The organism is Salmonella sp. 32120201201600049SM (genome assembly GCF_017572835.1).
GTDB classification, from domain to species: domain Bacteria; phylum Pseudomonadota; class Gammaproteobacteria; order Enterobacterales; family Enterobacteriaceae; genus Salmonella; species Salmonella enterica.
The window spans coordinates 278167-293531 of the sequence record NZ_JAGESA010000001.1 but is presented as its reverse complement, the minus strand read 5'-3'; the positions used below and the strand labels follow the sequence as shown (position 1 = coordinate 293531).

Below are 15365 nucleotides of genomic sequence, written 5' to 3'. Positions count from 1 at the left end.
GCGTCTTAGAGCCTATCCCAGTAGGCGTTATTGGCGCAGCCAGTTTGGACACGGACAGCGCGCAAAAACCGGAGCGTACACGTAGTACGTGAGGATTTTGAGCACTGCCCAGGTCTAAAATGGCAAGTAAAATAGCCCTAATGGGATAGGCTCTTATTCGGCTTGCCCCCGGAGATTACGTCATTTGTATTAATAGAGAACAAGTCAATGAGTGTTACATTAACGTTTGACGCCGCGCGGCGGAAAACCTATCGCGAGTCCGGCTACTGGGGCGATGCTTCACTGGGCGACTACTGGCGGCAAACCGCACGCGCCGTACCCGATAAAATCGCCGTGGTCGATAATCATGGCGCGTCCTGGACCTACGCCGCGCTCGACTGCGCGGCAAGCCGCCTGGCAAACTGGTTACTGTCTCAGGGGATTCAACCGGGCGATCGCGTGGCCTTTCAGCTTCCGGGCTGGTGTGAGTTTACCCTCATTTATCTGGCCTGCCTGAAAACGGGCGCGGTATCTGTCCCGCTACTTCCCGCCTGGCGAGAAGCAGAGCTGGTTTGGGTGCTGAACAAATGTCAGGCTAAAATATTCTTCGCCCCCACCGTGTTCAAACAGAATCGTCCGGTCGATCTTATCCTTCCGCTACAAAATCAACTGCGCCATCTGACGCATATTGTCGGCGTGGATAAACTGGCGCCTGCCACCACAGCGCTTGCGCTTAGTCAAATCATCGACCGCAGCGAACCGTTGCAGTCAGACATTAACATTCACGGTGATGAGCTGGCGGCAGTGCTGTTTACCTCCGGCACAGAAGGAATGCCGAAAGGGGTGATGTTGACCCACAATAATATTCTTGCCAGCGAACGGGCGTATTGCGCGCGGTTGAATTTAACCTGGCAAGATGTGTTCCTGATGCCTGCGCCACTGGGCCACGCCACCGGATTTTTACACGGCGTCACCGCGCCCTTTTTAATCGGGGCGCGTAGCGTATTGCTGGACATCTTTACCCCAGAAGCCTGCCTTACCTTATTAGCGCAGCAACGCTGTACCTGTATGTCAGGCGCGACGCCGTTTATTTACGATCTGCTTTGTGCCGTTGAGCAACAGCCTGCCGACCTCTCCTCACTGCGATTCTTCTTATGCGGCGGCACGACTATTCCCAAAAAGGTTGCCCGCGACTGCCAGCAGCGCGGTATCAAATTATTGAGTATTTACGGTTCTACAGAAAGTTCTCCACACTCGATGGTTAATCTGGGTGATTCGACTTCACGCATGATGAATACCGATGGTTATGCCGCCACCGGTGTAGAAATTAAAATCGTGGATGAAGATCGCAATACGCTTCCAGCAGGCCACGAAGGCGAAGAAGCCTCGCGCGGGCCGAACGTTTTTATGGGATACCTGGACGAGCCGGAACTTACCGCCCGCGCACTGGATAATGAGGGCTGGTATTACAGCGGCGACCTCTGCCGCATGGATGAAGACGGTTATATCAAAATTACCGGGCGCAAAAAGGATATTATTATACGTGGAGGTGAAAATATCAGCAGTCGCGAGGTGGAGGATATTTTATTGCAACACCCCCGCATACACGATGCTTGCGTCGTTGCTATGCCTGATGAACGCTTAGGCGAACGTTCATGCGCGTATGTAGTCTTAAAACCGCCGCACCTTTCGCTGACGCTGGAAGAGGTGATCGCTTTTTTCAGTCGAAAACGGGTAGCGAAGTATAAATATCCGGAACGGATCGTCATCGTAGAAAAACTGCCCAGAACCGCCTCTGGCAAAGTGCAGAAGTTTCTGTTGCGGCAGGATATTATTGAGCGGCTGCGCCAGGAGCACACTGCGGTATAAATTGCCGGATGGCGACGTTAACGCCGCCATCCGGTATTACACTACTTCTTCAGTTCCGCCAGACTCAGCCAGGTCTGAACCACGGTGTCCGGGTTCAGCGACAGGCTGTCGATCCCCTCTTCCATCAGCCAGGCGGCAAAGTCTTCATGGTCGGACGGACCCTGACCACAAATTCCAACATATTTGCCCTGTTTTTTCGCCGCGCGGATCGCCATCGACAGCAGCGCTTTCACCGCGTCGTTACGCTCGTCAAACAGTTCAGACACCACGCCGGAATCGCGATCCAGCCCCAGCGCCAGCTGCGTCATGTCGTTAGAACCAATCGAGAAGCCATCAAAATACTCGAGGAACTGTTCAGCCAGCAAGGCATTGGACGGGATCTCGCACATCATGATGATCTTCAGCCCGTTCTCGCCGCGTTTAAGCCCCTGGCGCGCCAGCTCTTCGATGACCGCTTTCGCCTGGTCGACCGTCCGCACGAACGGGATCATGATTTCGACGTTGGTAAGGCCCATATCGTTGCGCACGCGTTTCACCGCTTCGCATTCCAGCGCAAAACAATCGCGGAAACTTTCTGCGACGTAACGACCCGCGCCGCGGAAGCCCAGCATCGGGTTTTCTTCATGCGGCTCATAACGTTCGCCGCCGACCAGGTTGGCGTATTCGTTGGACTTAAAGTCAGACAGGCGAACGATGACGCGTTTCGGGTAGAAGGCGGCGCCTAACGTCGCGATCCCTTCCGTCAGTCGACCAACGTAAAATTCACGCGGCGAGTCAAACCCTTTCATCATCTCACGAATGTCGTTTTGCAGCGCGGCATCCTGGTCGTCAAACTCCAGCAGCGCGCGCGGGTGAACGCCAATCATACGGTTAATGATGAATTCCAGTCGCGCCAGACCTACGCCTTCATTCGGCAGGCAGGCAAAGTCAAATGCCCTGTCCGGGTTGCCGACGTTCATCATGACCTTCAGCGGTAGCTCTGGCATGGTATCTACGCTGGAGCTTTTTACGCTGAAATCCAGCATGTCGGCATACACATAACCGGTATCACCTTCCGCACAGGAGACGGTTACTTTTTCGCCATCTTTCATGCGTTCGGTGGCGTCGCCGCAGCCGACTACCGCCGGAATGCCCAATTCGCGGGCGATAATCGCCGCGTGACAGGTGCGCCCGCCACGGTTAGTGACAATCGCCGCCGCTTTTTTCATGATCGGTTCCCAGTCCGGGTCGGTCATATCGGTGACAAGCACATCGCCAGGCTCAATACGGTTCATTTCGCCGATATCGTGAATAACTTTTACCGTACCTGCGCCGATACGATGCCCAATGGCGCGACCTTCGGCAATGATTTTCCCCTGCGCATGTAGCGTATAACGCTCCATCACCTGGCCACGAGAGCGCACGGTTTCCGGACGTGCCTGCACAATAAAGAGCTTACCGGTATGACCGTCTTTCGCCCATTCGATATCCATCGGACGACCATAGTGCTGCTCAATCTGCACCGCTTGTTTCGCCAGTTCCTGCACTTCTTCGTTGGTGAGCGAGAAAATGTCGCGCTGTTCCTGCGGCACATCCTCAATCTTCACTTGCTTACCGTGCTCCTGGGTGGCGGCGTAAACCATGCGGATTTTTTTCGACCCCATGGTGCGGCGTACGATGGCCGGACGGCCTGCCGCCAGGGTTGGCTTATGGACATAAAATTCATCCGGGTTAACCGCGCCCTGCACCACCATTTCACCCAGTCCCCATGCCGAGGTGATAAAGACCACCTGGTCAAAGCCGGATTCGGTATCGATAGAGAACATCACCCCTGACGAGGCGAGATCGGAGCGAACCATCCGCTGCACGCCAGCGGAAAGCGCTACGCCGCGATGATCATATCCCTGGTGAACGCGATAAGAGATGGCGCGATCGTTAAACAGAGAAGCAAATACGTGTTTCACTGCCACCAGCACCGCGTCGAAGCCCTGAACGTTAAGAAACGTTTCCTGTTGGCCCGCAAACGAAGCATCTGGCATATCTTCCGCCGTGGCGGAGGAACGCACGGCAAAAGAGGCATTTTCATCATCCGACGAAAGCTGCGCATAGGCATCGCGGATGGCGTTTTCCAGCTCCGGCTGGAAAGGAGTGTCGATAATCCACTGGCGGATCTGCGCGCCCGCTTTCGCCAGCTGGGAGACATCATCAATATCTGTCTTATCCAGCAGCTCATAAATGCGCTGGTTTACGCCGCTTTGATCCAAAAACTGGTTAAACGCATCGGCAGTGGTTGCAAAACCATTCGGAACGGATACGCCCATGCCGGAAAGGTTAGTAATCATTTCACCCAGGGAGGCATTTTTGCCCCCAACTCTGTCTACATCATTCATGCCGAGTTGGTTATACCAAAGCACCAGCGGTGACGAGCCATTGTTGGACATCGAACAATCCTTTTGTGATAAATGAACGAGTTTAAGAAACACATAGTTGCGTATTTATCCTGGCATACTTAAACCCGCGAAAAAAACGGTGAATCGTTCAAGCAAATTTATTTTTTCATTTTTTCAGATTGTTTACGTAGTTGCGCAAACCCGCGCATAGCACGGCATTCCCTTAATCACCCCCGGTGTAAACTGCGTTTCCAGGAAATGAAACACACTTTTCATTAATTATAAAAAGTCCCTGTCATTTTATAAAATAAGCGACAAGTTCTACGTTTCCCGTTACTTTTAATTTATGCTTTCAGATAATTATGTTTACTCTTCAGGATGAACAGAATGGATAATGTTGTTGATCGCCATGTTTTCTATATTTCTGATGGTACCGCCATCACCGCCGAGGTCCTGGGTCACGCGGTTATGTCGCAGTTTCCGGTGACGATCAGCAGCATCACGCTGCCATTCGTGGAAAACGAAAGTCGCGCCCGCGCCGTCAAAGACCAAATTGACGCCATTTATCAGCAAACCGGCGTTCGCCCGCTGGTGTTTTACTCGATTGTTTTACCTGAAATTCGCGCCATCATCTTACAGAGCGAAGGTTTCTGCCAGGATATCGTCCAGGCGCTGGTGGCGCCGCTTCAGCAGGAGATGAAACTGGATCCGACGCCGATCGCTCATCGTACTCATGGGCTTAATCCGGGTAACCTGAACAAGTATGACGCCCGTATTGCCGCTATCGATTATACCCTGGCGCATGATGATGGCATTTCATTGCGCAACCTCGATCAGGCTCAGGTCATTTTACTTGGCGTTTCGCGCTGTGGAAAAACGCCCACCAGCCTCTATCTGGCGATGCAATTCGGTATTCGTGCGGCTAACTACCCTTTCATCGCCGATGATATGGATAATTTGACGCTGCCCACATCGTTAAAACCGCTACAACATAAACTGTTCGGCCTGACAATTGACCCTGAACGCCTGGCGGCAATTCGCGAAGAACGCCGTGAAAACAGTCGCTATGCCTCGTTGCGTCAGTGCCGCATGGAAGTGGCGGAGGTCGAAGCGCTGTATCGTAAGAATCAGATCCCCTGCCTGAACAGCACCAATTATTCCGTTGAAGAGATAGCCACCAAGATTCTCGATATTATGGGGCTTAACCGCAGGATGTACTAGTAAACTAGTTTAATGGGTTGGTTTTTGTTATCATGCCGTTCTGCCTGCGAGGTGTGACACGCCTCGCACTTGAAATCAGCAGGGATTGGTTTATCGTGATGCCCATCACTTCCCGGTAGTCCTGCCGTTGAAGCAACAAATTTCTGAGACTTGTAATGAACAGAACCGACGAACTCCGTACTGCGCGTATCGATAGCCTGGTAACACCAACCGAACTCGCGCAGCGGTATCCTGTATCGTCCTCCGTCGCCAGTCACGTTACCGACTCCCGACGCCGGATAGAAAAGATTTTAAATGGTGAAGATCCACGGCTACTGGTCGTCATTGGCCCCTGTTCGATTCACGATCTGAATGCTGCCATGGAATACGCGACGCAGCTCCAGGCACAACGCCAAAAGCATCAGGCGCGTCTGGAGATCGTCATGCGCACCTATTTTGAAAAACCGCGCACCGTCGTGGGATGGAAAGGCCTGATTTCCGATCCCGACTTGAATGGCAGTTACCGCGTCAATTATGGGCTTGAACTGGCGCGTCGCTTGCTATTGCAGGTGAACGAACTGGGAGTACCGACCGCCACAGAGTTTCTTGATATGGTCACCGGCCAGTTTATTGCCGATCTGATCAGTTGGGGAGCGATTGGCGCGCGTACCACCGAAAGCCAAATCCATCGGGAAATGGCTTCTGCGCTCTCTTGTCCGGTCGGCTTTAAAAATGGTACGGATGGCAATACCCGCATTGCCGTTGATGCTATTCGCGCCTCCCGCGCCAGTCATATGTTTCTCTCGCCGGATAAAGACGGACAGATGACTATCTACCAAACGAGTGGCAACCCGTATGGGCACATCATCATGCGCGGCGGTAAAAAACCGAACTACCACGCTGAAGATATTGCCGCCGCCTGCGACACGTTGCATGAATTTGATCTGCCGGAACATCTGGTCGTCGACTTCAGCCACGGCAACTGTCAAAAACAGCATCGCCGCCAGTTGGACGTATGTGATGATATTTGCCAGCAGATTCGTAATGGCTCCACGGCAATTGCCGGGATTATGGCCGAGAGTTTTTTACGGGAAGGCACGCAAAAAATTATCAGCGGCCAACCATTAATCTATGGTCAGTCCATTACCGATCCTTGCCTGAACTGGGAAGATACGGAAGTTCTGTTGGAAAAACTGGCCGCAGCGGTAGACAGCCGCTTTTAATAGCTCGCCCATCCTGCCGGGATGGGCGTTTCTTCGATGCGTTACCCGCCCTTTTCTCTCCCCGCGCGTATATCACTCCACAGAATTAGCACTTGCTGTTATCGCATTAATTATTGATAATAATAATCATTGTGAGTTTGATTATTAATAAATAACATGTCGCGTATGGATAACACCGAGCTGCCTCACCCTAAGGAAATAGACAATGAAACGCTTCTCCCTGCCGCTGAACGGCGCGTCAACAGTCAGGCGCTATTAGGTCCGGACGGCAAAGTCATTATCGATCACAACGGTCAGGAGTATCTGTTGCGCAAAACTCAGGCCGGTAAACTACTGTTAACCAAATAACGCTCCGCCAGCAGACGATGCTGCTGGCATCAGGCTAACTTGAACAACTGACCTCCAGCCGCTTTCCCCACTCCGGCGGTCGGCTGGCATAGTCATCATCTCGATCGGTAAAAGGTTGACGTAAAACTTCATGCAACCGATGCAGTTCCGCCATGTCTCCCTGTTCAGCCGCATCTATCGCACGTTGCGCCAGCCAGTTGCGCAACACAATCGCAGGATTCACGCGTTGCATCTGCTGCTGGCGCAGCGCGTCATCCACCGCCTCTGTGCGCAATCGCGCCCGGTAGCGGTCGAACCAGGCATCGAACGCCGCGCGATCGATAAACGTATCCCGCAACGGCGAGGAAGCGCTCTGTTGCTCCGTATGGCTTAACATCCGAAATGTACGGGTATAGTCACTCCCTTCGCGCGCCATCAGACTAAATAATTCATTCAGTAAAGCGTTATCGTCTTTTTGCTCGGTAAAGAAGCCCAGCTTCTGGCGCATTCGCTGCCCATAGTGCGTTAACAACGCGTCCTGGTAGCGATCCAGCGCTCTGTTTAACGCGTCGATCTCAATAAAAGGGGTTAACGTCTGCGCCAGACGTTGTAAATTCCACAGCGCCACCGACGGTTGATTATCGAAGCGGTAACGTCCCTGATGATCGGAATGGTTACCAATGAAGCCGGGATCGTAGTCATCGAGAAAACCAAAGGGACCATAGTCGATGGTCAGCCCCAGAATCGACATGTTATCCGTATTCATAACGCCGTGCGAAAAACCGACGGTTTGCCACTCGGCGATGAGTCTTCCGGTACGCGCCGCCACCTCTTCAAACCACAAAGCATATTTTTCCGGGACATCCTGCCATTGCGGCCAGTAATGACGAATAGCGAAATCAGCCAGTTGCTGAACTTTTTCCGGCTCACGGCGGTAGTAGAAATGTTCGAAATGACCAAAACGCATATGACTTTGCGCCAGACGCATTAACATCGCGCCCGTTTCCTGCGTCTCTCGCTGAACCGGCGTATCGCTGGCTACGATAGATAACGCGCGCGTAGTGGGAATACCCAGATAATGCATGGCTTCGCTGGCAAGGCTTTCTCGTATGGTTGAACGCAGGACGGCGCGTCCATCCCCCATTCGCGAATAGGGTGTTAATCCGGCGCCTTTCAGATGCCAGTCGAGGGTCGAGCCATCCGCCAGGAGCTGTTCGCCCAGCAAAATACCGCGTCCGTCGCCGAGTTGTCCCGCCCAGACGCCGAACTGATGCCCGCTATATACCTGCGCGACAGGCGACATACCGGGTAATAAGGTTTCGCCGCCCCAAACGCCAGCGCCATTGGTAGCGTCAAATAACGACGCGGGAATTGCTAACTGCTGCGCCAGTTTGTCGTTATACCAAATCAGTCGCGCATTTTTTAACGGTGTGGGTAAAAGCGCGGTATACGTTGCTGGCAGTTCATCGCGCCAACGGGCAGTAAAAGACAGGGTCATAGGGCCTCCTGTCTTCAGTGTAGACGGTTAATCACCGGTTAAACACCGGCAAACAGAAAGGTTATCGCTGAACGAGTTTAATGAGCTGGCTTACCGGCACCGGAGGCCATAGTCCGCCCTGGAATGCGCTAAATCCCAATGGCGCTGCGCGCGAAAACATCGCCTCATTATCAATACCGGCAATCATCAGCGACTCGCAGCTGGAGGAGATCTGGGCAACAATAGCGTGCATGAATGGTTCGAATGAGATCATTTCAGCTCGCTGCTGAATAAAATTTTTATCCAACATGACTCGTTTGAAAAGCCCATCGAAAATAGCTTTAGTCGACGCCTCGCCTGCCCCAAAATTTGCCAGCATTAATGGGAAATGCATTGCCAGATTAGCTAACGTTTCATTGTTTTTGCCCTGGTTTAACCCAGGATAATTCTCATTTATAGCTAATTCAAGAAACGGAAAGCGCGCTGCCCGGGAAAAAAGTTCGCTATCTAATAATAATAAGTCACTAATTGCAGGCGGTAAATTAAGCCATGCAATAAGTTTATGCTGAATAAAAAAGTGCTGACAGGTTTCTAACAACGCCAGTTTTTCAACAAACAGACAGTATTGTTCCTCCACCGAAAGACGAGGCGCTACCAACTCAGTCGGCATCCGCACGGCGCCGTCTTCAGCGGCAAACGTTGCAATAATCTCTAAACCAACAAGCCGAGCATTTTCATCCATGACGGGAAGGAAAAAGAGTTCGGAATGGTAAAGCTCATCAAGTGAAGCAATCATTACGCCAGTCCCATGGTTAGGGCGCTATTCGCCATCCAGTCACTACGGACGGAAACAGACGTAACTTCAGATACTAATTGAAGCGTCATCATTTTTCTTGTTTACCGGTGAACCGGTTCCTTTTTTTAACTTACTCTGATTATAAACCAATATCCAATGTTGTACTTTTCACAGGGCGTGAACACGCCCGTTTTTAATAAAAGTACGTTTGTAAATGCTACGGTTATATCATTATATATGATGACAACAGATGTCATAAGTTCAACCGGCGATATGTTAAAAATAGACTATAAAATTTATATCGTCTGCGAGGTTAAATTCGCCGTGCCTGCCAGAAGTTTTTTCGCCAGTACACATTATCCAGCGATGAACGCATCACGCCACGACTGGTAGAGGCATGAATAAACTCATTATTTGTATCGTAAATACCAACATGTAAACCACTTTCGCCCGAACCGGTTTTAAAGAAAACCAAATCTCCGGGCAGCAATTCATCTTTATCGATTCTGGTGCCGATTTTTGATTGTTCACGCGTATCACGAGGCAACTGCAAATCAAACTTGTCGCGCATAGTGACCACCACAAAGCCGGAACAGTCCACGCCTCTGCGACTCATGCCGCCGTAACGGTATGGCGTACCGCGCCAGGACTGCAACTGATCGTTCAGACCCGCAATGACGGTAATGGAGTCTGATAATCTGGCATTTGGCGCCGGTGCCCGATGAGTACTGCATCCTGCCAGGAACAATGCTGTGATAACAAGAAGCCAAAAACGCATGCCGCAACAATCCTCTGTTTTTATTTTGGTATTAATTTAGCGTCGAAATTACCTGCTTTTCAAGAAACGATTTTACTTAAGTGGCCGAAATGAGCATTGGATGCCCCTCAACGTCGAGTCGTCGAAAGCGCAGACCGTAGGCTTGCGCCAGATAAGAGGGGGTGAGCACCTCTTCCCGGCGGCCGCAGGCGATGAGTTTACCGCGCTTTAGTAACCAGGCTTTATGCGCATGCCGCAGCGTGTGGTTCAGATCGTGACTACTCATCACAATCGCAATTCCTGCCTGACACAAATGATGTAATACCCGATCCAGAGCGTTTTGTTGCGCAACATCGAGACTGTTCATCGGCTCATCAAGCAGCAATAATTGACCGACCGGATTAGCGTCGGGATGAATTTGTAGTACAACGGCAGCAAGGCGAACGCGCTGCCACTCGCCACCGGAAAGCTGATTCACGCTTCGCCCCAGTTTGTCGCCCAATCCAAGCATATCGGCCACCTCGTTAAGCTGCCCGGTTCGCGTTTTATCCGGTTGATGCAATGTCAGGTAATGCCAGACCGGCATGGCGAACGGCGGATTTTGCTGTTGCGCAAGATAAGCGCGGTGTTGGGCAAGCGTTGCCGTCGCCCATTCCTCCAGCGGCGCTCCGCCAAACCTGATGCTCCCCTCGCCTGAGGTTAACCCCGCCATACGCGCCAGCAGCGTGCTTTTTCCGGCGCCGTTCGGCCCGACAAGGTGAAGGATCTCTCCTGCGCTTACTTCGCCGGAAAGCGGCCCCAGGCGGGTGCTCTCGGCGACGTCCTTTAATTGCATCAATTGAGACATTATTTTGCCAACGCGATTTTTATGCTTTCCATCACAATAGGATCTTCAGGCGTCATATCCGGCGAAAAACGCTGTACCACCTGACCATCCCGGCCTACCAAAAATTTTTCAAAATTCCACAGAATATCATCCGGATAGAGTGGCGTACGCCCTTTGCTTACCATCCGTTCGTAAAAGCCGCTCTTCTCCGGCGCGACTGCCGTTGGCGCAGCGGCTATCAGTTTTTGATACAGCGGATGGCGCGCGTCGCCATTCACATCAATTTTACTGAACATCGGGAACGTGACGCCCCAGGTGCTGGCACAATAGGTTTTAATCTCCTCTTCGCTGCCTGGCTCCTGCCCCATAAACTGGTTGCAGGGAAAACCCAACACGACAAACCCCTGATCTGCCCACGCCTTCTGGATATTTTCCAACTGTTCATATTGCGGCGTCAGGCCACATCTGGAGGCGACGTTTACAATGAGCAGCACTTTTCCGGCGTATTTTTCAAGTGTAGTGACCTCTCCATCAATCGTCGTAACGTGAGTATTAAGAAGCGAGTTTTGCATGGTGTCTCCCTGATGTCGGTAGAATAGCGGGTTTCATCGTTAGCCTTTAATCATAGACTGCGAATGATGAAAGCAGTTGTTTACCGATGCGCTAACGCGCGGATTTGAGTAGCAGCCAGATAAACACTGGTGCCCCCAATGTGGCGGTGACCACCCCGATAGGCAGTTCAGCCGACGCCAGCGCCAGTCGGGCGACCACATCAGCCAATAGCAGGGCGATAGCCCCGGCCAGCGCGCAGCCGGGAAGTAAAACCCGGTGATCGGTTAAACCACATAAGCGCAGGATGTGCGGAATAACCAGACCGATAAAACCAATCGCCCCCGCCATCGCCACGCTGACGCCCACCATCCAGCCGGTGGCGATGACCAACAAATTGCGCCAGAACCACAGCGGCAGGCCAAGCTGCCGCGCCGAGGTTTCCCCTAGCGCCAGCATATTCAGCGGTTGCGACTGGCAACATATCCAGATCAGTACCGGGATGAGCGCAATCATTAGCCAGCTCTGCTGCCAGTCAACGCCGCCAAATCCTCCCATCATCCAGTACATTAATTGCCGCAGATCGAAAGAGGTGGAAAAATAGATAGCCCACGTCATCAGCGCGCTACAGATAATGCCCAGCGCGACGCCCGCCAACAACAAGCGGCTGGTAGAGAGATGGCGACGCGCAAAACGCAGCAGGATTAACGTAATAATGAGCGCGCCGGCTATAGCGCACAGCCCCAGCGCCCATCCTGGCAGTTGCCCCTGCCCCAGTAAGACGGCGGCAATAAGCCCAACACCGGCCCCATTCGAAACGCCGAGCAGACCCGGTTCAGCAAGTGGGTTTTCAAACAGCGCCTGCATCACAGCGCCCGACAGCGCCAGCGCAGCGCCAACCAGCAATACCGCAAGCGTGCGGGGAAGGCGAATTTGCCAGACAAACAGTTCCCCCCGGGCGCTTAACCAGTCACCGGGGGCAATCCACTGTTCGCCTGCGCATAAGCTCAGAAGTGTAGCCAGTAGCACCAGCAGTGACAGGCTCAGAAGCCAGCGAACGTTTCGTCGCTGTTGTTGGCGGGCAAAAGTCAGCATGTTATCCATTCAGCTGAAAAGAGGTAGCGTGATTTTACGGTGGGTATCCTTTACTTGAAAGAAAAAAGGCCGCAATGCGGCCTTTTTAGTTATACGGGTCATCTTTCAGGCTGACAAATACGCTGTCATCCCGCTGATCTACTTTCGGGATGGCAGCGTATCTGCCGCAATACACCCTGATGGATGTTATGCCTGGATCTGATTACTCTTCTTTGGGCGAAGCGTTTTCGACCCGGCTCTTTAACTTCTGCCCGGGTCTGAAGGTCACCACGCGCCGTGCTGTAATAGGAATATCTTCACCCGTTTTCGGGTTACGCCCCGGACGTTGATTTTTATCACGCAGATCGAAGTTACCAAAACCAGAGAGTTTCACCTGCTCACCGTTTTCCAGAGCACGACGGATCTCTTCGAAAAACAGTTCAACCAGTTCTTTGGCATCCCGCTTGCTAAGCCCAAGCTTATCAAACAGATATTCTGACATTTCAGCTTTTGTAAGCGCCATAGGTTCAATCCCTCAATGATGCCTGGAATCGCTCTTTTAATGCCTCTACACATTTGGCGACGGTAGCGGCAATCTCCTCTTCTTCGAGTGTACGGTTGGTATCCTGAAGGATCAGGCTGATAGCGAGGCTCTTATAACCCTCCGCAACACCCTTACCGCGGTACACGTCAAATAAGTTTACGCCAACTACCTGATTTACGCCAACTTTCTTACATTCGGATAAAATATCCGCTGCGGGAACGTTTTCTACAACAACAACCGCAATATCGCGACGGTTGGCCGGGAAGCGTGAAATCTCCCGCGCCTGCGGCACGATACGGTCTGCGAGCTTATTCCATTCCAGTTCAAACACCAGCGTACGACCATTCAGATCCAGTTTACGTTCCAGTTCAGGGTGAACAACCCCAATAAAACCAATACGTTCATCTTTCAGATAAATCGCCGCAGACTGTCCCGGATGCAGAGCCGGATTCATCTCCGCCTTAAACTGGATATCACCCAGTTTGCCGGTTAAATCCAATACTGCTTCCAGATCGCCTTTCAAATCATAGAAATCAACGGTCTCTTTTGCCAGGTTCCAGTGCTCATCATAGCGGTTGCCGCAAATCACGCCAGCCAGCATCAGATCCTGTCGAATACCCAGATTGGCTTGTGTATCCGGAACGAAACGTAAACCGGTTTCAAAAATACGCACGCGATTCTGCTGACGGTTTTGGTTATAGACCACCGTCGCCAACAATCCGCTCCACAGCGACAGACGCATCGCCGACATCTCAACGGAGATAGGGTTTGGCAGCAGCAGCGCTTCTGCGCCTGGATGGATGAGCTGTTGTACTTTAGGATCGACAAAGCTATAGGTAATCACTTCCTGATAGCCTTTGTCGTTCAGCATGGTTTTAACCCGCTTCAACGACAGATCGGCTTCACGGTGCGTCCCCATGATTAAACCGGCCTGGATTGGCTCGTCCGGAATATTGTTATAGCCGTAAACGCGGGCCACCTCTTCCACCAGATCTTCTTCAATCTCCATATCGAAACGCCAGGTCGGCGCCACGGCTTTCCACTCGTCCTGCCCTTCGGTCACTTCACAGCCCAGACGACGCAGAATATCACTGACCTGCTCATCCGCAATATGATGCCCGATCAGGCGATCCAGTTTACTGCGACGCAGAGTAATGGTGGCGCGTTTCGGCAACGTTGCTTCGTTGCTCACATCAATTATCGGACCCGCATCACCGCCACAGATATCAAGAAGCAGACGAGTAGCGCGCTCTATCGCTTTATATTGCAGCGCCGGGTCCACCCCGCGCTCGTAGCGGTGAGACGCATCGGTATGCAGACCGTGGCGGCGAGCGCGACCGGTGATAGACAGCGGATTAAAGTACGCACACTCCAGCAGCACATTTTGCGTTTCGCCGTTCACGCCGGAATGTTCGCCGCCAAAAATACCGGCTATCCCCAGCGCCTTATGGTGATCGGCGATCACCAGCGTGTCCGCATTTAACGTCGCTTCGCTACCGTCCAGCAGGACGACGGTTTCACCCTCTTTTGCCATCCGCACGACAATACCGCCATCAATGCGATCTTTATCGAAAGCATGCATTGGCTGACCCAGTTCGAGCAGCACATAGTTCGTGACGTCAACCACCGCATCGATGGAGCGAATACCGCAGCGACGCAGTTTCTCTTTCATCCACAGCGGCGTCGGCGCGTTAACATTGATGCCTTTTACCACCCGACCAAGATAGCGAGGACACGCATCAGCGGCCTCTACCGTAATCGGCAGCGTATCGCTGATGGTTGCCGTAACCGGCACCATTTCAGGCTCCTGGAGCGGCGCTTTGTTCAGTACCGCCACATCACGCGCAACGCCGATGATACCTAAGCAATCCGCACGGTTCGGCGTGACGCTAATTTCGATGGTATTGTCGTCAAGCTTCAGGTATTCACGGATATCGGTACCCAGCGGCGCATCCGCCGGCAGTTCGATAATGCCGCTGTGATCGTCGGAAATCCCCAGTTCGGAGAAGGAGCACAGCATCCCTTCAGACGGTTCGCCGCGCAGTTTCGCCGCTTTAATTTTGAAATCGCCCGGCAGGATGGCGCCAATGGTGGCCACCGCTACTTTCAGCCCCTGACGACAGTTTGGCGCGCCGCAGACGATATCCAACAGGCGTTCTCCGCCAACGTTGACTTTCGTTACACGCAATTTGTCAGCGTTCGGATGCTGGACGCACTCAACCACTTCCCCAACCACAACGCCATTGAAGCTTCCCGCGACCGGCTCAACGCCGTCTACTTCCAGGCCAGCCATCGTAATCTGGTTAGCCAACGCATCGCTATCAATTGCCGGGTTAACCCACTCGCGTAACCACAGTTCGCTGAATTTCATTGTT

General features: G+C 52.5%; 13 protein-coding genes. 4 read left to right on the top strand and 9 right to left on the bottom strand.

The annotated features are described in order from the left end of the window. Positions 1-207: 207 nt before the first annotated feature. Entirely contained in the window at positions 208-1848 is a 1641-nt protein-coding gene (gene fadK / locus J4650_RS01480; protein WP_000117492.1) for a medium-chain fatty-acid--CoA ligase, read from the top strand. A gap of 41 nt (positions 1849-1889) precedes the next feature. Here fadK and ppsA read toward each other — a convergent pair whose 3' ends face one another. Continuing rightward, complete coding sequence (gene ppsA / locus J4650_RS01475; RefSeq protein ID WP_000069340.1) at positions 1890-4268, bottom strand: phosphoenolpyruvate synthase; 2379 nt, start codon at positions 4266-4268, stop codon at positions 1890-1892. Between the two features lie 336 nt (positions 4269-4604). Here ppsA and ppsR point away from each other — a divergent pair, with 336 nt between their 5' ends. The 3 genes from ppsR (at position 4605) to hemP (ending at position 6988) form a co-directional block, all read left to right on the top strand. Then, positions 4605-5438, top strand: a complete 834-nt coding sequence (gene ppsR / locus J4650_RS01470; protein WP_000370992.1) for a posphoenolpyruvate synthetase regulatory kinase/phosphorylase PpsR — start codon at positions 4605-4607, stop codon at positions 5436-5438. A 155-nt stretch (positions 5439-5593) separates the two neighbouring features. Continuing rightward, positions 5594-6640 (top strand): 3-deoxy-7-phosphoheptulonate synthase AroH, encoded by a 1047-nt coding sequence (gene aroH, locus J4650_RS01465; protein WP_001082194.1) that lies wholly within the window; start codon positions 5594-5596, stop codon positions 6638-6640. 156 nt (positions 6641-6796) lie between these two features. Beyond that, a complete protein-coding gene (gene hemP / locus J4650_RS01460) occupies positions 6797-6988 on the top strand; it encodes a hemin uptake protein HemP (RefSeq protein WP_000089115.1) in 192 nt (63 codons plus the stop codon). 34 nt (positions 6989-7022) lie between these two features. Here the strand turns inward: hemP and selO are convergent, their stop codons facing one another. From selO to pheT, 8 genes are all read right to left on the bottom strand, one after another. Further along, positions 7023-8465 carry a protein adenylyltransferase SelO gene (gene selO, locus J4650_RS01455; protein WP_000175682.1) on the bottom strand — a complete coding sequence of 481 codons (1443 nt, stop codon included), beginning with the start codon at positions 8463-8465 and terminating at the stop codon, positions 7023-7025. 61 nt (positions 8466-8526) lie between these two features. After that, complete coding sequence (gene ydiV, locus J4650_RS01450; RefSeq protein WP_000562003.1) at positions 8527-9240, bottom strand: anti-FlhDC factor YdiV; 714 nt, start codon at positions 9238-9240, stop codon at positions 8527-8529. 313 nt (positions 9241-9553) lie between these two features. Continuing rightward, positions 9554-10018, bottom strand: a complete 465-nt coding sequence (locus J4650_RS01445) for an NlpC/P60 family protein (RefSeq protein WP_001213256.1) — start codon at positions 10016-10018, stop codon at positions 9554-9556. A gap of 76 nt (positions 10019-10094) precedes the next feature. After that, positions 10095-10844, bottom strand: a complete 750-nt coding sequence (gene btuD, locus J4650_RS01440) for a vitamin B12 ABC transporter ATP-binding protein BtuD (RefSeq protein WP_023220522.1) — start codon at positions 10842-10844, stop codon at positions 10095-10097. Further along, the gene (locus tag J4650_RS01435) at positions 10844-11395 is read right to left on the bottom strand and encodes a glutathione peroxidase (protein WP_001181565.1); all 552 of its coding nucleotides are present in this window, start codon (positions 11393-11395) and stop codon (positions 10844-10846) included. The genes btuD and J4650_RS01435 overlap by 1 nt, the downstream gene beginning before the upstream one ends. A gap of 91 nt (positions 11396-11486) precedes the next feature. After that, positions 11487-12467: a vitamin B12 ABC transporter permease BtuC gene (btuC, locus tag J4650_RS01430; RefSeq protein WP_000954982.1), complete on the bottom strand. Its 981-nt coding sequence runs from the start codon at positions 12465-12467 to the stop codon at positions 11487-11489. Between the two features lie 202 nt (positions 12468-12669). Next, complete coding sequence (gene ihfA / locus J4650_RS01425; protein WP_001229266.1) at positions 12670-12969, bottom strand: integration host factor subunit alpha; 300 nt, start codon at positions 12967-12969, stop codon at positions 12670-12672. Between the two features lie 4 nt (positions 12970-12973). Further along, positions 12974-15361 (bottom strand): phenylalanine--tRNA ligase subunit beta, encoded by a 2388-nt coding sequence (gene pheT / locus J4650_RS01420; RefSeq protein ID WP_023993753.1) that lies wholly within the window; start codon positions 15359-15361, stop codon positions 12974-12976. Between the last annotated feature and the right edge of the window lie 4 nt (positions 15362-15365).